Here is a 19,186-nt window from a genome sequence, read left to right as displayed (position 1 = left end):
GTTCCCTTTGCGTGGCTCAGCCACGACTCGGCTGCCCGCCCGTGGTGAGCGGCAGGGCGATGGCGCGCTTGAGGATCTTGCCGGTCGGGGTTACCGGCAGCTCGTCCACGAACGAGACGTGCCGGGGGTATTTGTAGGCCGCCACCCGTTCCCTCACGAACGCACGCAACGTCTCCGCGTCGACAGGCATCCGCAAGGCCACCACGGCGGCGATCTCCTCTCCGAGCTCGGGGTGGGGGACCCCGATCACCGCGGCCTGCCTGACTGCCGGGTGCTCGTAGAGGACCTCCTCCACCTCGCGAGAGTACACGGTATAGCCACCGCGGATGATCACATCGCGTCGTCTGTCCACCAGGAAGAAAAAACCATCCCCGTCGACCCTTCCGAGATCCCCGGTATGAAACCAGCCACCCCGGATGGCCTCCGCCGTCGCCGCCGGATTGTTCCAGTAGCCCTTCATCACGTTGGGGCCCCGGATGACGATCTCGCCTACCTCACCGCACGGCACCTCGTGGCCGTCCTCGTCCACGACCCGCATCTCGATGCCGCGCACCGGCCAGCCGACCGAGCCGGGCCGGCGGCCGTCGCCGCTGCGGTTCGTCGCCGCGAGCGCCGACGTCTCGCTCAGGCCGTACCCCTCGACGATGCGGCAGCCGTAGCGCGACTCGAAGGCGCGCAGCACGTCCACCGGGAGCGGCGCGCCGCCGGAGACGCAGACCCGCAGCAGCGACAGGTCGGAGACGCCCGGGTGGTCGAGCAGCGCGATGTACATGGTCGGCACGCCCTGCAGGACCGTCACCCCGTCGCGGCGGATCACCTCCAGCGCCCGGCCCGCCTCGAAGCGGCGCATCAGCGTCAGCCGGGCGCCCGCGTGCACCGTCGCGTTGAGCGAGCACGTCTGGCCGAAGGAGTGGTAGAGCGGCAGCGCGCCCAGCACCACGTCGTCCACGCCGAGCGCGTGCATGCGGGCCACGGTGGCGGCGTTGCCGCCCAGGTTGCCGTGGGTGAGCTCGATGCCCTTGGCCCGGCCGGTGGTGCCCGCCGTGTAGTGGATCACCGCGGTGTCGCCGTCGTCGCGCGGGACGACCCCGTTCTCCTCCGGCAGGGCGCGCAGCAGCCGGCGGAACTCGTCGGGGACGACGAAGAAGCAGTCGGTGCGGGTGCCGGCGGTGCCCGCCTCGGCGGTCTCCGCGAACGCGTGCCAGGCGATCAGCAGCCGGGCCCCGCAGTCGCCCACGTACGAGGCGATCTCGCGCTTGCGCAGCAGCGGGTCGAGCGGGACCACCACGGCCCCGGCCCGCAGCACCCCGTAGTAGACGGCGGCGAACTCCGGCACGTTCGGCAGCATGATCGCCACGCGGTCGCCGGCGCCGATGCCGCGACGCCGCAGCAGCGTCGCGATCCGCGCGGTCATCAGGTCGAGCGCGGCATAGCTGAGCTCCGCCTCGTCCAGCGTGACGACCGTCCGTTCGCCGAGGCGCTCGGCGGATCTGTGGAGCCGGTCGGCGAGGTTCATGGCAACGACCGTACGCCGGGTTCCCCTCGGTCCTCATTGGTCGCGGTGGCCAGTCTTTTCCCGTCCGGATTGGTGGGAGGGAGCGCGTCCTGCAACGCGATGGCGACCAGGAGCTCGACGAGGTCGTTGATGCGGCGCAGGCTGAGCCCGGTCCGCTCCTGGATGCGGCGCAGCCGGTACTGCGCGGTGTTGGGATGGATCTGCAGCCGCTCGGCGGCGGTGCGCAGGTTGAGGTCGGCGGCGGCGAAGGCGCGGATCGTCGCGGTGAGCACGCCGCCGCGCGCCCGGTCCTCGTCCAGCAGCGCGGTGATGCGCGGATCGACCAGGTGGCGGGCGGTGTCGTCGGCGCGCAGCGCCAGATACTGGAACGGGGTGATCCGGGGCAGCGCCGCCACCCCGCCGCCCTCCGGCAGGAAGTCGAGCACCGCGCGGGCCTCCTGGTAGGCCTGCGGGATCTGGGCGGTGCCCGCGCCGACGGTGCTGATGCCCATCGCCAGCACGATGCCCTCGGCCAGCAGCGTCTCGCGCACGCCCTGCAGCCGGTCGCACAGCTCACCGGCGTCGCCGCCGGGGCCGAGCACCGGGATGGCGACGATCTCCGACTGCCGCACCACCGACAGCGTCCGCCCGCCGTGGCCGCCGGACCTGGCGATCGCCGCGCAGGCCGCGTGCCGGGCGTCGGCGCCCCGGTCGGGCCCCCTCGGCACGGCCGTGCGCAGGCCGAGCACGACGGCCACGACCACGAGCAGCGGCGTGCGCGACTCGGGCGCCAGGCCGTGCGCCTGGGCGGCGGCGAGTTGCGGGCCGCGCGTCGGCATCCCCCCGGCCAGCAGCGTCTCCAGCAGGTCACGGCTCTCGCGCACCGCCTCGGCGGCCGCGTACTGCTGGAACTCCATGTAGGCGTTGGCCGCGTGCGTGCTGGCGAAGTCGCAGTAGCGCATGACCATGGCGGCCAGCGACAGCGCGGCCTCGTGGCCGGCGAACGAGTGCCCTGCCCTGGCCAGGACCGACTCCCAGAAGACCTGCTGGCCGACCCGGAAGGCGTTGATGTAGTCGGCCAGCGGGAGCCCGGCCCTGGCCCGGCGCATGGCGGCCTGGCGGGTGAAGGCGATGTCGTCGAGGGTCACCGTCCGTTCCTCCAGGAGGACGGCGAGCTTGCTGCCGTAGTGGCGCATCACCTGGTCGCGCACGTCGGCCAGGAACTCCGGGCCCTGCGCCGCGTAGGCGGGGATCTCGGCCCGCATGGCGGAGACCGCGGTCTCGGCCAGCTCGTCGAGGTCGGCGAGCAGCTCGGCGAGGATCCGCGCGCGCTCGGCGCGGACAGGCCCGGCGCCAGTGAACGTTTCCATACCGGAAGCACTGGACATGCCCGGGATGATCCATGCTGGTCGCGGTGAGGTCAACGGGTTGTGACCGGTCCGAGACAGAGGCTGTGCTCGGACGACAACCTTCCCGGCGCAGGTTGGGTCACCGTGCCCAATGCGGTCTTCGACGGCCGGATCCTACGCTGACCCCAATTGCAGAACAATCTTCCGCTCGCTGCGCCCCAGGAGGCCGGATGCTGGAAGTACACGATCTCACGGTTCGCTTCGGAGGCATCACGGCGCTGGACGGCGTCGGGTTCTCCGTCGCGGCCGGCGAGATGGTGGGGCTGATCGGACCGAACGGCGCCGGCAAGACCACCTTGTTCAACTGCCTCACCCGGCGCTACACCGCCGATGAGGGAACGGTCCTGTATGAGGGGAAGGACCTCCTGGCGGTGCCGCCGCACGCGATCGCGGCGCTCGGCATCGCCAGGACCTTCCAGAACCTGGGCCTGTTCCCGCGCGTCTCCGTACGCGACAACGTGCTGGTCGGCGCGCATCACCGGGGCCGCGCCGGCTTCCTCACGGCCGCGCTGCGGCTGCCGGGCGTGCGCGGCGAGGAACGCCGGCTGCGGGCCGAGGCGGACGCCGTGCTCGAACGGCTCTCGCTGACCCACGTCGCCGACCACCCGGCGGCCGGGCTGCCGTTCGGCACCCTCAAACGGGTCGAACTGGCCAGGGCGCTGATCGGCGAACCCCGGCTGCTGCTGCTCGACGAGCCGGTCAACGGGCTCAACTCGGCCGAGGTCGAGGAGTTCGCCGGCACGCTGAGCGCGCTGCGCGACGAGCACGACCTGACGGTGGTCGTGGTCGAGCACCACATGGGCTTCGTCATGGGCACCTGCGAGCGGATCGTCTGCCTCGACTTCGGCAAGAAGATCGCCGAAGGGTCGCCCGAGCAGGTGCAGCGCGACCCCGGCGTCATCGAGGCCTATCTGGGGACGGCGGTATGAGCGAGCTGGCGGTCCACGACCTGCACGCCGGGTACGGCGGCGCGCAGGTGCTGCACGGCGTGAGCCTCACCGTGGCGGAGGGCGAGATCTGCGCCATCCTCGGCCCCAACGGCGCGGGCAAGACGACCCTGCTGCGCGCCCTGTCGGGCATGGTCAAGGGGCGCGGCAGCGTCAAGCTCGACGGCGCCGAACTGCTCGGCCGCCCGCCCGACGCGCTGGCCCGCCTCGGCGTCGCGCACGTCCCCGAGGGGCGCGGCACGTTCATGCCGCTGACCGTCGAGGAGAACCTCCGCCTGGGCGCGTACGTCCGGCGGTCCGGCGTCGAGGACGACCTGGAACGCATCTACACCTACTTCCCCGCCCTGAAACCCCGGCTCAAGCAGGCGGCGGGCAGCCTCAGCGGCGGCGAGCAGCAGATGCTCGCCCTCGGCCGGGCGCTCATGCTCCGCCCCCGGCTGCTCCTGCTGGACGAGCCGTCCCTGGGCCTGGCGCCCCTGATCACCCGGGAGCTGTTCCACATCGTGCGGACCATCAACGAACAGGAGCGGACCACCGTGGTCGTCGTCGAGCAGAACGCCCATCTCGCCCTCGGCGTCGCCCAGCAGGCGCACGTCCTGGAGACCGGCAGGATCGTGCTGTCGGGCACGGCGGCCGACATCCGGGCCGACGAGCAGGTCGCCCAGTCCTACCTCGGATACCGGGTCTAGCCATGGCCGGATTCCTGCAACAGGTCATCGTGGGGCTCGGCACCGGCGCGATCTACGCCAGCCTGGCCCTCGCACTCGTGCTCATCTACCGGTTCACCGGGATCGTCAACTTCGCCCAGGGCGAGCTGGCCATGTTCTCGGCCTACGTCGCCTGGCAGTTCACCGCCGTGGGCGTGCCGTTCTGGCTGGCGCTGGTGCTCGCGCTGGTCGTGTCGTTCGCCGGCGGCATGCTCATCGAACGGGTGATCATCCGGCCGGTGGAGGGCGCGCCCGAGCTGACCGTGGTGATCGTCACCGTGGGCCTGTTCATCTTCGTCAACGCCGCCGCCGGGTGGATCTGGACCTTCCTCATCAAGGACTTCCCCAACCCGTTCCCCGGCGGCGCGCTGGAGATGGGCGGGCTCAGCGTCGGCTTCGGCACGCTCGGCGTCTTCGCGGTCGTGGGGATCGTCATGGGGCTGCTCTACCTGCTGTTCCAGCACACCAAGATCGGGCTGGGCATGCGGGCGGTGTCGACCAACCCCGAGTCGGCGCGGCTCGTCGGCATCCGCGTCGGGTGGACGCTCGCGCTCGGCTGGGGGCTGGCCGCCACCGTCGGCGCGGTCTCGGGCGTGCTCGTCGCGCCGCTGCTGTTCCTGGAGCCGAACATGATGGGCGGCGTCCTCATCTACGCCTTCGCCGCCGCCACCCTGGGCGGCTTCGACAGCCCGGTCGGCGCGGTCGTCGGCGGGCTCGTCGTCGGCGTGGCCGAGACCCTGGCCGGCGCCTACGTCACCGCCATCGGGCCCGACCTCAAGGTGGGGGTGCCGCTGGCGATCATCCTCGGCGTCCTGCTGCTGCGGCCCCAGGGCCTGTTCGGGCGAGCGGTGGTGGAGCGGGCATGAGCGAGTCGACACAGGTGAGCGACCGTACGACGACCCGTGAGCAGGCCCCGGTACGTCCGGGCGCGACGAAGTGGCGCTGGGCCGCGGCCGCGGCGCTGCTGGCGGCGGCCGTCTACGCGCCCTTCCAGCTCGTGCCGTTCCACGTCTTCCAGCTCACCATGGTGCTGATCTACGCCGTGGCGCTGCTCGGGCTGAACCTGCTCGTCGGGCACGCCGGGCAGATCTCGCTCGGGCACGGCGCGTTCTTCGCCGTCGGGGCCTACACCGCGGCGATCCTGCTCGACCGGTGGGACGCCCCGTACCCGCTGACGCTGCCCGTCGCCGCCCTGGTCGCGTTCGTGCTGGGGCTGGCGTTCGGGGTGCCCGCGATGCGGTTGCGCGGGCTGTACCTGGCCCTGGTCACGCTGGCCATCGCGATCTTCCTGGTGCCGCTGCTCAAGCGGTTCGAGGAGGTCACCGGCGGGTCCATGGGGCTGTCGCTGGCCAAGCCCGCCCCGCCCGCGTGGACCGGGCTGGCCGAGGACCAGTGGCTGTACTTCCTCGCGCTGGCCGTCACCGTCGCCGCGTTCCTGCTGGCGGCGAGCCTGCTGCGGTCACGGGTCGGGCGGGCGCTGCACGCCATCCGCGACAACGAGGCCGCGGCCGAGGTCATGGGCGTGCGGCCGGCGTACTACAAGACGCTGGCCTTCGCGTGGAGCGCGATGTTCGCCGGGATCGCCGGATGCGTCTACACGTGGGTGATCGGGTTTGTCTCGCCCGACTCGTTCGTCGTCAACCTGTCGATCACCCTGCTGGCCGGCCTCGTCGTCGGCGGGCTCGGGTCACTGTCCGGCCCGGTGCTCGGCGCGCTGTTCGTGATGTTCGTGCCGAGCATCTCGCAGGACATCAACGAGGCCGCGCCCGGCGTCATCTTCGGCCTCCTCATCATCGCGGTCATGTACGTCGCGCCGACCGGGCTGGCCGGGCTGGCCGGGCGCGCGACGAACTCGATCAAGAAGACCCTCCGGAAGGGGTAATGGGATGCGTTTATCTGCGATCGGCCGTACGGCGGTGACGGCCACCCTGCTGATCGCCGCGGCGGCCTGCGGGGGGCGCGACAGCGGCGAGGCCGGCGGCACCCAGGCCACCGGCGCCACGGGCGGCCAGTGCGCCGGCCAGCAGACGACCGGCATCACGGACACGAGTCTCAAGCTCGGCGGCATCTACCCGCTGTCGGGACCCGCGTCCGCGTACGGCGCCATTCCCAAGGGCATCAAGGCCTACTTCGACTACGTCAACGCCGAGAAGGGCGGCATCGGCGGGCGCAAGGTCGAGTTCGTCGTGCGTGACGACGGCTACCAGCCGCCCAAGGCCGTCGAGGAGGCGCGCCGGCTGGTCGAGCAGGAGCAGGTGTTCGCCCTCTTCCAGACGCTCGGCACCCCGTCCACCACCGCGACCTGGGACTACACCAACCAGCAGAAGGTGCCGCAGGTCTTCGTCGCCACCGGCGCCTCGGTGTGGGGCACCGACACCGAGCACCCGTGGACCATCGGCTGGCAGCCCAACTACGTCTCCGAGGCCCGCGTCTACGCCCAGTTCCTCAAGAAGGAGCACCCGGACGCCAAGGTCGCCGTCCTCTACCAGAACGACGACTTCGGCAAGGACCTGCTCGGCGGCTTCAAGAACGCCATCTCCGGCACCAAGATCACGATCGCGGCGGAGCAGAGCTACGAGGTCTCCGACCCCACCGTGGACCCGCAGATGCGCAACCTGGCCGAGTCCAAGGCCGACGTGTTCCTCAACGTCACCACACCCAAGTTCGGCTCCCAGGCGCTGGCCGCCGACGCCAAGAACGCCTCGTGGAACCCGCTGCACATCGTCAACAACGTCGCCGCCTCCATCACCGTGCTCAAGCCCGTCGGCTTCGAGAACGTGCAGGGCGTCGTCTCGGCCACCTACTACAAGGACCCGGTCGACCCGACCTGGGCCGAGGACGCCGAGATGAAGCTCTACAAGGCCAAGATGCAGCAGTACGCGCCCGACGCCGACCCGCAGGTGCCCTACCACGCCTTCGGCTGGGCCGCGGCCAGCAGCTTCCACAAGGCGATGGAGGCCGCCAAGTGCCCCACGCGCGAAGGGCTGCGCGACTCGGTGCGCAACCTGCAGGGCGTCCAGGTCGACATGCTGCTGCCCGGCGTCAAGCTGGAGACCGGCCAGGGTGACGGCTTCCCGATCGAGTCGCTGCAGCTCATGCGGTTCAAGGGCGAGCGGTGGGAGCTGTTCGGCGACGTGATCGACACCCGCAAGGAGTTCGGCCCGCTCACCGGCTGACACACAGACCGGGGCCGCCGCCTTTCTGCCGGGGGCGGCGGCCCCTACCCCTTGCTGCGGCCGTTCTCGTCCAGGTAGTCGCGCCACGAGCGCCTGGGCTGCCAGCCGAGCAGCCGGGTGGCCTTGGCGCACGAGATGCCGGAGGCGTCCGGCCTCGGCAGCGGGCGCACCCGGACGGCGTCGCCGTAGTGCTTGCGGATGAGCGCCTCCAGGTCACGGCCGCCGCCGTTGTCGGGGGAGGCGATGTAGAACACCTCGTGACCCGGCAGGTCGCACTCGGTGGCCAGCACGATGGCGTCGGCCAGGTCGTACACGTCGATGTAGCTCCACAGGCCCGAGCTGCCCTCGGCCTCGCCCCGCACCCACGGGCCCAGGTTGCGCTCGTAGTTGCCCTCGTGCTGCACCCAGCTCGGGCGCAGCGAGACGCAGCGGATCGGCGAACGGCGCACGGCCGCGTCCATCAGCTGCTCGCCGAAGTGCTTCGACAGGGCGTACGGGTCCTGCGGGCGGATCGGGTGCTCCTCGTCGACCGGGGCGTACTCCGGCAGGGCCGGGTGCTCGGCGAAGAAGAAGCCGGGGACGGTCTCGCTGGAGATGTTCACGAACCGGGTCACGCCCGCCGCGATCGCCGCTTCGGCCATGTTGAACGTGGCCATCACGTTGTTGTGGAACACCACGTGCGGGGCGTTGGCCGTCGGGTCGGGGATGGCGGCGGCGTGCACCACCGCGTCCGCGCCCCGCACGACGGCGAACGCCTGGCCGGCGTCGGTCAGGTCGGCCTGCTTGTAGGCCGGCTCGCCCGGGTCGGGGCGCTCCCACACCGGGCGGGTGACGTCGACCGCGGTCACCTCGTGCCCGGCCGCCGTCAGCGCCCGGGTCGCCGCCCGGCCCACCTTGCCGTGCGCTCCGGTGACGACTACACGCATACGCCCTCCCCTGTCGGATCAGGGCGAGCCTAACCCCAGGAGAGCCTGCCGGTGCAGGGGGGGACGGAGCCGGGGGCACCCGCTCGACCGCCGGCCGCCGTCGCCTGTCGTGTCCGTGGAAGCGCCCCCTAACCCCATTGGCCGGGCGTGTAGTCGCCGGCGGGCTGCCGGGTGATGACGTTGAGGCGGTTCCAGGTGTTCATGAGGGCGATGGTGGACACCAGGGCGCCGAGCTGCTCCTGGTCGTAGTGCTTGACCGCGTTCGCCCACACCTCGTCGGTGACGCCGCCGGCCGCGTCCGCGATGCGGGTGCCCTGCTCGGCCAGCTCCAGGGCGGCCCGCTCGGCCTCGGTGAAGACCTTCGCCTCCCGCCACGTCGCGACCAGGTTGAGCCGCACGGAGGATTCCCCCGCGTGCGCCGCGTCCTTGGTGTGCTGGTCGACGCAGACGGCGCAGCCGTTGATCTGGCTGACGCGCAAGGCCACCAGCTCCTGCGTCGCGGCGGGAAGCGTCGAATCGTGCACGGCCTTGCTCGCGGAGACGACGTACTTCGCGACCTTGGCCGCGACCGGGGTGTCCGCGTAGTCGAAACGGGCGTCCATGGTGAACTCCTCTGCCGGATTCGCTGTCACCCCATGGACGAACAAGTCCGGCTCGACGGGACAGGAGTCACCTTTCTCCGCGCGCCTCCGTCAACCGGGTTACACCACCTTGACGAAGGAGCGTTCCATGCTGAAGATCCTGACGGCCGCCTCACTGGTGGCCGCCCTCATGGCCGCGCCGGCCACCGCCGCCGCCGGAACCGGCAGGTGGACGGGTGCCTGGGCGACCGCCGTCCAGCGCCCGTCGGCCGACGTGTGGTACCCCACGTGGGCGGAGAAGGGCTTCGAGAACCACTCGGTGCGCCAGGTGGTCCGGGTGACCGCCGGCGGCCCCGAGATCCGCGTCCGTTTGTCGAACGCCCATGGCGGCACACCCCTCCGGCTGACCGGCGCCAGCGTGGGCAGGGCGGACACGGGTGCGGGCGTGCGGCCGGGCACGCTGCGCCCGCTCACCTTCCACCGCTCCGCCTCCGTGCGTATCCCGGCCGGCGGGCACGCCGCCAGTGACCCGGTGCGGCTCCCGGTCAAGGCGGGCGAGCGGCTGGCGGTGACGCTCTACTTCCGGGGCGCGACCGGCCCGGCCACCTACCACAACCTCGCCGTGGCGACGTCCTATCGGGCCGCCGGCGACCACACCCGCGACGCCGGCGCGGCCGCGTTCACCGAGACCAACATCTCGTGGTTCTACCTGGCCGGCGTGGACGTCCGGGCCGGCCGGGGCGCGGTGGCGGCCTTCGGCGACTCCATCACCGACGGGTACGGCGCCACCCAGGACGCCGACGAGCGCTACCCCGACGCGCTCGCCCGCCGGCTGGACGGCCGCAGGCCGGTGCTCAACCTCGGCATCGGCGGCAACCGCCTGCTGGCCGACTCGGCGTGCCTGGGGGATCGAGGCGTCGCCCGCTTCCACCGGGACGTGCTCGCCCAGCCCGGCGTCAGGACCGTGATCGTGCTGGAGGGCATCAACGACATCCTCATGGGCTACCAGGACCCCACTCCCTGCACCACGCCCGCGGTCAAGGTCGGCGCCGGGGACCTGATCGCCGGCTACCGCGAGCTCATCCGCGCCGCCCACGCGCACGGGGTCCGGATCGTCGGCGGCACCCTGCTGCCCGCGAAGGGGTACGAGTTCCACACCGACGAGGCCGAGCGGACCCGCGACGCGGTGAACGCGTGGATCCGCACCAGCGGTGAGTTCGACGCGGTGGCCGACTTCGAGCGCGCCGTCGCCGACCCGGCCGACCCCGACCGGATCCGGCCCGCCTTCGACGGGGGCGACCATCTCCACCCCAACGCCGCCGGCTACCGGGCGATGGCCGACGCCGTCGACCTGCGCCTGCTGTGACGTCTGCTGTGACGCCGGGTGCCTTCACGCCGGGTGGCCTGGTCAGCGCAGTCAGGACCAGGCCGCAGGGTGACGAGGGTCGCGGCGCTAGCGGTCCTCCGCCGCGCGCTCGCGTACGTAGGCGGCGTTGATGCGCAGCGCCTCGGCGAGCTGGTCCTCCAGGATGATGATCCGGCAGGCGGCTTCCACCGGGGTGCCCTGGTCGACGAGTTCGCGGGCCCGGGCCGCCAGGCGGAGCTGGTATCGGGAGTAGCGGCGGTGACCACCGCCGGAACGTTTCGGTTCGATCAGCTTGGCGGCGCCCAGAGCCCGCAGGAACGTCGGTGTGACGCCGAGCATCTCGGCGGCCGCGCCCATGCTGTAAGCGGGGTAGTCCTCGTCATCGAACCGGTCTTCGGCCGTGAGTTCGGCCGTTTCGGCAATCGTGCCGCGAGCGAGCGTGTCACCCTCGGCATTCGAACGACGTTGATCCATATAGTCCTTTCCGTTGACGCGCACAGGGGGCCCCGGCGCCATGTCGCGCCGGGGCCCCGAAGAGTTCAACACCATCTACCGGCCATCAGACCGGCTTACTGTTTTCCGCATCCGCCGCACTGAGCGGCGGTGATGCGCGGATCGCGGATGCGTGACCGTAGACCACCTTCCTATCTGTGGAACTGCGGTACCCGAGCGGCGATAGTCAGCCGGCAACGGGCGATCCCGATGGCGTCAACACTCCCTTCATCTCTCTTCCGGACCTCTGTCCAACTTCAACTCCGGCAGCGCGTCCACGGTCAGGGCCCTGTCTACTGCGCTGGCCCGTCTCGTCCGACCTTCTGCCATCCAACTGCTCCGGGCGGTTCGTCGTGGTGCTCGTGCTAACTTCTGCCGCCCGGCGAATCCGTCCTTGCGATGTCAGGAACATTACCCCCCTCGCCCGCGAATGTCTACTACGGCCGCGACAGATTTTCGGCAGGGGCTGCGGCAGCCTCCACACTCCGGAAAGCAGGGGATGCGATGGTGTCCCTTCCGCCGCCGCCCGTTCGTCGTGAAGATGGGAACCCCCTGCGCGGAGGATGCGATGCGGTACGCCTTGATGATCTACGCCGACCCCGGCTACCTGGAGAAGCTGTCGGACGCCGAACGCGAGGCGGCCCGGGCCGACTACTTCGCGCTGGCCGACGACGACCGCTATGTCGGCGCCGCCCAGTTGCAGCCCGCGGAGACGGCGACCTGTGTGCGGGTGGCCGGTGGCCGGACGCTGATGACCGACGGCCCGTTCGCGGACACCAAGGAGGTGCTCGGCGGCTTCTGCCTGATCGAGGCGGCCGACCTGGACGAGGCGGCGGAGCTGGCCGCGCGCATCCCGGCGGTGCGGTTCGGCGGCACGGTGGAAATCAGGCCGGTGGAGATCAGGCCGGTGGAGATCAGGCCGGTGGCGCGGCCCTGACCATGCTGGAGGAGGCGTTCCGCGACGAGTGGGGCCGGGTCGTGGCGTCGCTGGTCGGGTTCCTCGGCGACTTCGACCGGGCGGAGGAGGCCGCGCAGGAGGCGTTCGCCGTCGCTGCGCGGCGCTGGCCGGTGACCGGTGTCCCGGACAAGCCCGGGGCGTGGCTGGTGACGACGGCCCGCAACCGGGCGATCGACCGGCTGCGCCGGGAACGCGCCCTGGCCGGGAAGATGCACCTGCTGGCGGCGCCGGAGGCCACCGTGGACGAGGTCGACGACACGTTGATCAGGGACGAGCGACTTGAGCTGATCTTCACCTGCTGCCATCCGGCGCTGCCGCTGGACGGGCAGGTGGCGCTCACGCTGCGAGCCCTCGGCGGGCTGAACACCGCCGAGATCGCCCGGGCGTTCCTCGTGTCCGAGGAGACCATGAAACGGCGCCTGACCCGCGCCAAGGCCAAGATCAAGGCGGCCGGGATCCCGTTCTCGGTCCCCGGCGCGCACCTGCTGCCCGACCGGCTCGACGCGGTGCTGGCCGTCCTCTACCTGATCTACAACGAGGGCTACGGCGGCCGCGTCGACCTCGGCGCCGAGGCCATCCGCCTGGGGCGGGTGCTGGCCGCGCTGGTGCCGGGGGAGCCGGAGGCGCTCGGGCTCCTGGCGCTGATGCTGATCCACCACGCCAGGCGGCGGGCGCGGTTCACCGGCCCGGACGGCGCGGACGGTGCCGACAGTGCGGACGGTGCGGACGGTGCGGACGGTGAGGACCTGGTGCTGCTCGACGACCAGGATCGGTCGCTGTGGGACTCGCGCCAGATCGCCGAGGGGCGGGCGGTGCTCGACCGGGCGATCGCGCTGGGCGGGCGCGGCGCGTACGTCGTCCAGGCCGCCATCGCCTCGCTCCAGACGCGCGAGCGGGTCGACTGGCCGCAGGTCGCCGAGCTGTACCGGCGGCTGGCCGACCTGACCGGTTCGGCGGTGGTCGAGCTCAACCGCGCCGTGGCGCTCGCCCAGGCCGGCGACCCCGCCGCCGCGCTGCGCGCCGTCGACCGGCTCGACCTGGACGGCTACCTCTACTTCCACTCCACCCGCGGCGAGTTGCTCCGCCGTCTCGGCCGCGACGCCGAGGCCGAGGCCGCCTACCGCAGGGCGCTGGAGCTGGCCGTCTCGCCTCCGGAACGGCGCTTCCTCACCCGTCGGCTCGAACAGCTCTGATCCACCCCGGCCCGGCTGTCCCCTGGGCTGCCGCTCGTTCGTCGCCTGGGTGTGAACGTGCTCCTGTGGATCGCGCAGGCCGTCCTGGCCGCCGGGTTCGCCATGTCCGGCGCGGTGAAGGCCGGCCGGCCGAAGGACCGGCTGACCGGCAGCCATCCGTGGATGCGGGACTTCTCCCGGACCGCGCTACGGCTCATCGGCGTGCTGGAACTGCTCGGCGCGATCGGCCTCGTCGTGCCGGCGGCCGTCGGCGTCGCACCCGTCCTGACGCCGGTCGCCGGGACCGGGCTGGCGATCATGATGGCCCTGGCGGCGGCCATGCACATCCGCCGCAAGGAGCCGGCCGGGCTGCGGGTCACCGCCGTGCTGTTCGTGCTCGCCGCCCTCGTCGCCTGGGGGCGGTTCGGCCCCTACGGCTGGTGAAACCCGACCGAGAGGAAACCCCATGCCCACCGTCGCGGAAAGCAACGCCGCAGAACGCACCGTCGCGGAAAGAAACAAGGAGACGATCCGGCGCTTCCATGACGCCGTCAGCTCCGGGGACCCGGAGATCATTTCGACGACGATCGACGAGATCGTCGATCCGGACGTGCTGATCCGCACGCCGCTGCCCGTCAGCACGACGGGGGTGGAGACCCTGAAGGAGGTGCTCGTGGCGCTCCATCGCGCCTTCCCCGACCTTCACGTCGAGATCGAGGACATGATCGCCGAAGGGGACAAGGTCGTCACCAGGAACACGTGCACCGGAACGCATCGGGGCGAGTACATGGGCCTGGCGCCTACCGGCAAGCCCGTCACGTACCAGGAGATCCTCGTCGCCCGCTTCGCCGACGGCCGGATCGCCGAGACCTGGGCGGTCGTCGACGTCCTCTCCCAGATGCGGCAGCTCGGCGCGTTTCCGGCCTGACCAGGCCGCTCGCCGGTCCCGGGCGCGCCCGGGACCGGCGGGACGGGGGCTACTCGCGGGCGTCCGGCGCCGACCAGGTCGTCGAGGCGGCCGAACGGCGGGGGATGTCCCGCAGGTTGAACGCGTACCTGGCCGTGGAGTCCGCGATCGCGTCGGAGTTCACGTCCAGGGCCGTCGCGTTGACGTTGGACAGCGTGTCGCACGCCTGGTGGTAGCAGGCGTCGAAGGCGACGCCCGCCGTGCCGCCGAACAGCGCGGCCTGCTCGGGCGTCTTGATCTGCTCGGCGCCGGTGAAGATGCCGCCCGACGGGATGCCGACCGCGATGAACGCCCCGTAGTCGGAGCGGCCGTCGAAGTCGGTGCCGATGGTGGGCAGGCGCCGGGCGTCGTAGAAGTCCTCGAACTGGGCCTCGATCTGGGCCGATCCGGCCGGTCCTTCGGGCGCGCCGGTGGCGTCGGAGTCGTCGCCGTCATAGAGGAATGTGGCGTGGTTGGGTGAGGCGATCATGTCGAAGTTGAGGTAGACCCTGATCCGGTCCCGCTCGGCCTGGCTCAGGCTCTCGACATACTGGTCGGAGCCCAGCAGGCCGATCTCCTCGGCGGCCCAGAACGCGAAGCGGACCTTGTTCTTGACCGGGAAGTGCCGCATCTGCAGCGCGGTCTCCAGGATCGCGGCGCTGCCGGAGGCGTTGTCGTTGATGCCGGGCCCCTCGGGGACGCTGTCGAGGTGGCCGCCGACCATGACGACGTTGCGCGGGTCGCCGTGCCGGGTCTCGGCGATCACGTTCTCGTCGGTGCCGAGCGTCAGCGTCGCGTCGACCTTGATCCGGACCTGCGTGCCCGGCGTGGCGGCCAGCGCCTGGCCGACGGCGAAGTCGGCGTAGACCATCGGCACCCCGGCCCGCCACTCGCCGATGTCCAGCGGGTTGGCCTCGGTCCGGCCAGGCTGGCCCTCGTTGAACACGATGATCCCGGACGCCCCGGCGAACCCGGCGAGCCGTACCTTCGTGGCGAACGGGCAGGTGCCGCGCTGGATGAGCGCGATGTTGCCCGCCTGGAAGCCCGCGAAGTCCGACGCCTCGCAGCCGCTGGTGGACGACGGCGCCGGTGCCGGCGGCAGCGTCAGGTCCACGCCCTGCACGACCGCCGTCACGTCCCCGGGAGGCGACGGCTGGAAGGTGAAGAAGTCCTCGTTCGGGGTGTACGTGCCGAGCACCGGCGGCGTGTTCTCCGTCCAGCCCTCGACGAAGTTGATCGGTTGGAGGGAGACCTTGTAACCCGCTCTGCGCAGCTTGTCGGCCACGTAGTCGCGGGAGGCGTCGTATCCGGGCGTGCCGGCCGCCCGGTTGCCGCCGTTGGCCGTGGCGAGAGCCTGGAAGGTCTTCAAATGTTTGCTGACGGCGGTGCCCTTGACCTTCTTCACCAGCAGCCTGGCGAAGGCGTCGTCGACGTGCCCGCCGGCGTGGGCCGGTGGCGCGAGGGCGAGGGGCATGGCGAGAGCCGTGGCCACGGCGAGGGCACGGATGACGCCTTTACGGAGACGAACGATCATGTCGCACTTCCCATGGGACAGCCTGAAGCACCCGTATCCCCCGATGCGTGCTGAAGGGAAACGTATTACCGCGTTTCCCCGCTGAGAAGTCCAGGCTGTCCCAGGGTGTGTGCGAGATTTGGGACAATCTCGCAGTTGACGACGGGAGCGCCGATGTCTATAGCGGCCCTCTCCACCAGGGGCCCCTGATCGCGTACGTCCGGCCCGGCGGATGGAGTGAGGCGGTGCCGCCGAGCTGGTTGACGAAGAGCACCGAGCCGTCGGGGCTGAAGCACGCCCCCGCGAACTCGCTGTCGTCGGCGATGTTCACCGCGAACTCGAACGGCTCACCCCGGCGCGGGTCCAGCCCGATCAGCCGGTTGACGTTGGTCAGCCCGGGAGCCAGCGGATGCGGGTCGTCGTCGTCCGACGCGTCGTCCTCGCACAGGACGATGCCGCCGCGCGGGGTGAACGTCAGGTTGTCCGGCGAGTCCAGCTCCTTGCGCCCGCGCGACTCGTACACCAGCACCAGCGTCCCGCCGCCGTGACGCTCGGGCACGTACTGCCAGACCTGGCCGAAGCCCTTCAGGTAGCCCTCCTCGTCGGGCCCGTCGCCGGTCTTCGCGTCGCCGCCGCTGGTGGAGTTGAAGAACACCGACCCGTCGCCCCACCAGCAGCCCTCCAGCCGGTTGAACTTGGCCGCGCCCTTGGCCAGCCCCTGCTGCGCGCAGGTCGCCGCGCCGCCCTCCAGATCGGGGTCCGGGTCGTCGATCCGCACCCACTCGACCGGCAGCCGGGCGCCCATCCGCTGGCCCTCGCGGCAGTCGTAGCGGTCGACGCCCTTGATCTTGAGCATCTCCAGCACGCCGCCGGCCGACAGGTCACGCGGGTCGCGCGGCCGGAACCGGTAGAACCCGTCGGGCTTGCCCGGGTCGTCCTCGGTCTCGTACACGTAACCGGTGTACGGGTCGACGGCGACGGCCTCGTGCGAGAAGCGGCCCATCGCGGTGAGCGGCATCGACGCGGCTGGGCTGCCCGGCTCGGGGCCGTGCAGCGGCACCTCGAAGATGTAGCCGTGCTTGCGCTGCCATCCCTGCTGCGGGCCGGCCCACGTCTCCTCGCACGACAGCCAGCCCCGGTTGTGCAGCATGCGGCCGCCCGCGCAGTTGGCGATGGTGCCGTTGAGGCTGACGAAGTGGCGTAACAACTCGCCGGTGCGCAGGTCCACCTCCAGCGTGGTGGTGCCGGCGACGCCCAGCTCGTCGTAACGTTCCGAGCCCGGCACGTGCACGCGGCCGTCCGGGTAGCCGGGCGGCGTGCGCACCTCGTGGTTGCGGATCAGCCGGACCGTTCCCGAGCGCGTGCCGGGGAAGGCGGCCATGCCGTCGTGCGCCATCGGCGTCGGCACGCCGTCGGACATGGGGGTGCCGGTCTTGCTCAGGACGACGTAGGAGAATCCGGCGGGCAGGGCGAGCAGTTCCTCCCCGGTGTTGGTCGTGGGGGTGCGCCGCAGTTCGCCGTATCCGGCGTCATCGGACCGGGACGATCGCCGTCCCGCGTCCGCCCAGGCGGCGTGCGCGCCCAGGGTGTTGATGGCTATGCCGCTGGCGAGCACGCCTCCGGTGGTGGCCAGGAAGGATCTCCGCCTCATCCATGAACTCCTCTTGAACGAGAGATTTCCACAGCGTAAACGGATCTTGTACCGCTGGGGCAGGCCCAAATGATCGCGTAGCCTGAGTGGGTGCTCCAGCGGGTCCTGCGAATTGCGGTCGCGCTCACCGTCGTGATTCTGGCCGTCCTTCCGGACAGCGAGGTCAGCGTCGTCGACGACGGCTGCCCGCCCCGCGACACCCGGGTGACCGCGCCCTACCCGATCACCGGCTACTGGGTGATCCCGCGCCCCGACCGATGCGTCACCCAGCGGACCGTCGAGGCCGTGCACGCGGTCGGCGGCGACACGCTGATCACCTTCGGCGCCCGCATCCTGCCCGCCCAGCCCGACGCGCACGGCAGGGTCGCCGCTGCCGCCGGCTGCGTGGAGGACGGCCGCACCTGCTACGAGGCCGCGCGGGCGACCGGCAAGCCGATCCGCCGGATCTACACGTACGTGACCAGCGAGCGGTTCGGCGACGCCGTGCTGCGCTGCCCCGGCCTGGACCGGCGCGTCGAGAGCGGCAGGCGTACCTACTACCGGCTCATGCTCGCCCCCTCCTGCGACGCCGCCGCCTTCGACCTGCTGCTGATCGCGACCGACGGCGACGGCGTGGGCGACCTGCTGGCCGAGGCCGCCGCGTACGGCATGGCGGTCATCCCCGGGCTGCCGGTGCCGCCCAAGCACCCGGCCAAGCCATGGCTGCCCGACCTGGCCCACCTGCCGGCGCTCAACGAGCTCACCGCGCGGATCATGGCCGACTACCGCCGGCGGTACGGGGCTTCACCCGCGCTCGGCGGCGTCTACCAGTCGTTCGAGCTGGCCATGCGCGACCGGGCCGACGACGACCCGATCATCGCCCTGTACGCCGCCCAGCACGCCGTGGTCGCCGCGGGGCTGCCCGGCGAGAAGATCATGGTGAGCCCTTTCTGGGACGCCAGACGCGGCCGGGGCTTCGAGCCGGATCAGGTGGCCAAGGGCTTCGCCGACATCGCCGCCACCCGCGCGGGCGCGCCCATGGCCATCGCCATCCAGGACGGGCGCGGCGTCGGCAAGGTCCCCGTCCACGGCGCCGACCAGGCCGCCGCCCCGGTCGACGAACGCCTGGAGCCGGTCGTCGGGCGCGTCGCCAACGCGACGGCGTACTACGGCTCGACCCGCGACTACGTGGCCGCCGCCGCCCGCCGGGTGACGCCCGGCGTGGAGCTGTGGGTGAACGTGGAGGTGTTCGAGCCCACCCAGGCGGCGGGCGAGTGCGGCAGGGCCAACCCGTTTCCGTTGCGTGGCCGTACCACCAAGAGCCGGGTCGACGCGCAGGTCGCGGCGGTCGGGCGGGACGCCGGCAAGATCATCGCCTATGGCTGGGACCCGTTCCTGACCTGCCGCCACGACCACACCACGCCGTCGCTCGCCGACGACCTCACGGCCGGCTGGCGGGAGCCGATCATCGCGCACGCCTACCGGGCCGCGTTCGGCGGCCGGGACGGGGTCGTCGTCGAGGGCTACCACCTCGGCGGCGGCACCCTGACGTTCACCTACCGGCAGGCCGGAGGCGCCGCCGCCCGGGTGTCCGTCCCGCAGGGCTGGCACGACCCGCGCACCGGTGCCGACCCCCGCCTGCCCGACGGCCTCCAGTCGGCCTGGGCCCCCTTCACCCCGGACGACCCCGACCCCGGCCACCCGTGGATCACCATCACCGCCACCAACGCCACCGGCCACACCACCACAACCCCCTACGCCTGGCACCCCACCCCCTGACCTCGACCGGCGGGAGCTCCCTGACATGCGTCGCGGGTCGCGCCCGCCCGTCGAGGAGATGACCGCCCAGGTGAGACGCCCCGAGTTGA

The 19,186-nt window shown here is 71.7% G+C and carries 18 protein-coding genes; 11 read left to right on the top strand and 7 right to left on the bottom strand.

Annotation, left to right across the window (positions count from 1 at the left end; translation table 11 throughout):
• Positions 1–16: 16 nt before the first annotated feature.
• Entirely contained in the window at positions 17–1,516 is a 1,500-nt protein-coding gene (locus ADY59_RS20120) for a long-chain-fatty-acid--CoA ligase (RefSeq protein WP_049564314.1), read from the bottom strand.
• Positions 1,513–2,865: a PucR family transcriptional regulator gene (locus ADY59_RS20115; protein WP_063780717.1), complete on the bottom strand. Its 1,353-nt coding sequence runs from the start codon at positions 2,863–2,865 to the stop codon at positions 1,513–1,515. Before ADY59_RS20115 ends, ADY59_RS20120 begins: the two co-directional genes overlap by 4 nt.
• Before the next feature lie 209 nt (positions 2,866–3,074).
• Here ADY59_RS20115 and ADY59_RS20110 point away from each other — a divergent pair, with 209 nt between their 5' ends.
• The 5 genes from ADY59_RS20110 to ADY59_RS20090 are packed head-to-tail and all read left to right on the top strand — an operon-like array spanning position 3,075 to position 7,734.
• Positions 3,075–3,833 carry an ABC transporter ATP-binding protein gene (locus tag ADY59_RS20110; RefSeq protein ID WP_049564313.1) on the top strand — a complete coding sequence of 253 codons (759 nt, stop codon included), beginning with the start codon at positions 3,075–3,077 and terminating at the stop codon, positions 3,831–3,833.
• Positions 3,830–4,540, top strand: a complete 711-nt coding sequence (locus ADY59_RS20105) for an ABC transporter ATP-binding protein (RefSeq protein WP_049564311.1) — start codon at positions 3,830–3,832, stop codon at positions 4,538–4,540. Before ADY59_RS20110 ends, ADY59_RS20105 begins: the two co-directional genes overlap by 4 nt.
• Positions 4,541–4,542: 2 nt before the next feature.
• Positions 4,543–5,424 (top strand): branched-chain amino acid ABC transporter permease, encoded by an 882-nt coding sequence (locus ADY59_RS20100; RefSeq protein ID WP_049564310.1) that lies wholly within the window; start codon positions 4,543–4,545, stop codon positions 5,422–5,424.
• The gene (locus tag ADY59_RS20095; RefSeq protein WP_063780716.1) at positions 5,421–6,440 is read left to right on the top strand and encodes a branched-chain amino acid ABC transporter permease; all 1,020 of its coding nucleotides are present in this window, start codon (positions 5,421–5,423) and stop codon (positions 6,438–6,440) included. The genes ADY59_RS20100 and ADY59_RS20095 overlap by 4 nt, the downstream gene beginning before the upstream one ends.
• A gap of 4 nt (positions 6,441–6,444) precedes the next feature.
• Positions 6,445–7,734 (top strand): ABC transporter substrate-binding protein, encoded by a 1,290-nt coding sequence (locus tag ADY59_RS20090; RefSeq protein WP_049564306.1) that lies wholly within the window; start codon positions 6,445–6,447, stop codon positions 7,732–7,734.
• Positions 7,735–7,778: 44 nt separating this feature from the next.
• On the opposite strand, the gene ADY59_RS20085 is transcribed toward ADY59_RS20090, so the two are convergent.
• Both ADY59_RS20085 and ADY59_RS20080 read right to left on the bottom strand, forming a co-directional pair.
• Entirely contained in the window at positions 7,779–8,660 is an 882-nt protein-coding gene (locus ADY59_RS20085) for an NAD-dependent epimerase/dehydratase family protein (protein WP_049564304.1), read from the bottom strand.
• Positions 8,661–8,788: 128 nt separating this feature from the next.
• Positions 8,789–9,262, bottom strand: coding sequence for a carboxymuconolactone decarboxylase family protein (locus tag ADY59_RS20080; protein ID WP_049564303.1), 474 nt, complete (start codon positions 9,260–9,262; stop codon positions 8,789–8,791).
• 127 nt (positions 9,263–9,389) lie between these two features.
• Here ADY59_RS20080 and ADY59_RS20075 point away from each other — a divergent pair, with 127 nt between their 5' ends.
• Positions 9,390–10,607, top strand: a complete 1,218-nt coding sequence (locus tag ADY59_RS20075) for an SGNH/GDSL hydrolase family protein (RefSeq protein WP_049564301.1) — start codon at positions 9,390–9,392, stop codon at positions 10,605–10,607.
• An 87-nt stretch (positions 10,608–10,694) separates the two neighbouring features.
• Here ADY59_RS20075 and ADY59_RS20070 read toward each other — a convergent pair whose 3' ends face one another.
• Complete coding sequence (locus tag ADY59_RS20070) at positions 10,695–11,105, bottom strand: helix-turn-helix domain-containing protein (RefSeq protein ID WP_231618797.1); 411 nt, start codon at positions 11,103–11,105, stop codon at positions 10,695–10,697.
• A 562-nt stretch (positions 11,106–11,667) separates the two neighbouring features.
• Between ADY59_RS20070 and ADY59_RS20065 the strand changes: the two genes are divergently transcribed.
• The 4 genes from ADY59_RS20065 to ADY59_RS20050 are packed head-to-tail and all read left to right on the top strand — an operon-like array spanning position 11,668 to position 14,157.
• Positions 11,668–12,036, top strand: coding sequence for a YciI family protein (locus ADY59_RS20065; protein ID WP_049564299.1), 369 nt, complete (start codon positions 11,668–11,670; stop codon positions 12,034–12,036).
• A 2-nt stretch (positions 12,037–12,038) separates the two neighbouring features.
• A complete protein-coding gene (locus ADY59_RS20060) occupies positions 12,039–13,250 on the top strand; it encodes an RNA polymerase sigma factor (RefSeq protein ID WP_049564298.1) in 1,212 nt (403 codons plus the stop codon).
• 57 nt (positions 13,251–13,307) lie between these two features.
• On the top strand, positions 13,308–13,673 hold the full coding sequence (locus tag ADY59_RS20055; RefSeq protein ID WP_231618796.1) for a DoxX family protein: 366 nt from the start codon (positions 13,308–13,310) through the stop codon (positions 13,671–13,673).
• Between the two features lie 22 nt (positions 13,674–13,695).
• Positions 13,696–14,157: an ester cyclase gene (locus ADY59_RS20050; RefSeq protein ID WP_049564295.1), complete on the top strand. Its 462-nt coding sequence runs from the start codon at positions 13,696–13,698 to the stop codon at positions 14,155–14,157.
• Between the two features lie 49 nt (positions 14,158–14,206).
• Here the strand turns inward: ADY59_RS20050 and ADY59_RS20045 are convergent, their stop codons facing one another.
• Both ADY59_RS20045 and ADY59_RS20040 read right to left on the bottom strand, forming a co-directional pair.
• Positions 14,207–15,709 carry a M28 family metallopeptidase gene (locus tag ADY59_RS20045; RefSeq protein ID WP_049564293.1) on the bottom strand — a complete coding sequence of 501 codons (1,503 nt, stop codon included), beginning with the start codon at positions 15,707–15,709 and terminating at the stop codon, positions 14,207–14,209.
• A 157-nt stretch (positions 15,710–15,866) separates the two neighbouring features.
• Positions 15,867–17,339 carry a PhoX family protein gene (locus tag ADY59_RS20040; protein WP_049564291.1) on the bottom strand — a complete coding sequence of 491 codons (1,473 nt, stop codon included), beginning with the start codon at positions 17,337–17,339 and terminating at the stop codon, positions 15,867–15,869.
• Between the two features lie 90 nt (positions 17,340–17,429).
• On the opposite strand from ADY59_RS20040, the gene ADY59_RS20035 reads away from it, so the two are divergent.
• Positions 17,430–19,097: a DUF4434 domain-containing protein gene (locus ADY59_RS20035; RefSeq protein ID WP_049564289.1), complete on the top strand. Its 1,668-nt coding sequence runs from the start codon at positions 17,430–17,432 to the stop codon at positions 19,095–19,097.
• Positions 19,098–19,186 lie beyond the last annotated feature (89 nt).

The sequence above is a fragment of the Nonomuraea sp. SBT364 genome, from assembly GCF_001083785.1.
Taxonomy (GTDB): Bacteria; Actinomycetota; Actinomycetes; order Streptosporangiales; family Streptosporangiaceae; genus Nonomuraea.
This window is presented reverse-complemented; position numbering and strand designations above follow the sequence as displayed.

Excerpts from the sequence above, each read along its gene's own strand:
- ADY59_RS20115 (WP_063780717.1), bottom strand. The coding sequence starts at position 2,865 with ATGGAAACGTTCACTGGCGCCGGGCCTGTCCGCGCCGAGCGCGCGCGG.
- ADY59_RS20045 (WP_049564293.1), bottom strand. The coding sequence starts at position 15,709 with ATGATCGTTCGTCTCCGTAAAGGCGTCATCCGTGCCCTCGCCGTGGCC.
- ADY59_RS20110 (WP_049564313.1), top strand. The coding sequence starts at position 3,075 with ATGCTGGAAGTACACGATCTCACGGTTCGCTTCGGAGGCATCACGGCG.
- ADY59_RS20080 (WP_049564303.1), bottom strand. The coding sequence starts at position 9,262 with ATGGACGCCCGTTTCGACTACGCGGACACCCCGGTCGCGGCCAAGGTC.
- ADY59_RS20050 (WP_049564295.1), top strand. The coding sequence starts at position 13,696 with ATGCCCACCGTCGCGGAAAGCAACGCCGCAGAACGCACCGTCGCGGAA.
- ADY59_RS20090 (WP_049564306.1), top strand. The coding sequence starts at position 6,445 with ATGCGTTTATCTGCGATCGGCCGTACGGCGGTGACGGCCACCCTGCTG.
- ADY59_RS20100 (WP_049564310.1), top strand. The coding sequence starts at position 4,543 with ATGGCCGGATTCCTGCAACAGGTCATCGTGGGGCTCGGCACCGGCGCG.
- ADY59_RS20095 (WP_063780716.1), top strand. The coding sequence starts at position 5,421 with ATGAGCGAGTCGACACAGGTGAGCGACCGTACGACGACCCGTGAGCAG.
- ADY59_RS20040 (WP_049564291.1), bottom strand. The coding sequence starts at position 17,339 with ATGAGGCGGAGATCCTTCCTGGCCACCACCGGAGGCGTGCTCGCCAGC.
- ADY59_RS20060 (WP_049564298.1), top strand. The coding sequence starts at position 12,039 with ATGCTGGAGGAGGCGTTCCGCGACGAGTGGGGCCGGGTCGTGGCGTCG.
- ADY59_RS20085 (WP_049564304.1), bottom strand. The coding sequence starts at position 8,660 with ATGCGTGTAGTCGTCACCGGAGCGCACGGCAAGGTGGGCCGGGCGGCG.
- ADY59_RS20120 (WP_049564314.1), bottom strand. The coding sequence starts at position 1,516 with ATGAACCTCGCCGACCGGCTCCACAGATCCGCCGAGCGCCTCGGCGAA.
- ADY59_RS20105 (WP_049564311.1), top strand. The coding sequence starts at position 3,830 with ATGAGCGAGCTGGCGGTCCACGACCTGCACGCCGGGTACGGCGGCGCG.
- ADY59_RS20065 (WP_049564299.1), top strand. The coding sequence starts at position 11,668 with ATGCGGTACGCCTTGATGATCTACGCCGACCCCGGCTACCTGGAGAAG.
- ADY59_RS20075 (WP_049564301.1), top strand. The coding sequence starts at position 9,390 with ATGCTGAAGATCCTGACGGCCGCCTCACTGGTGGCCGCCCTCATGGCC.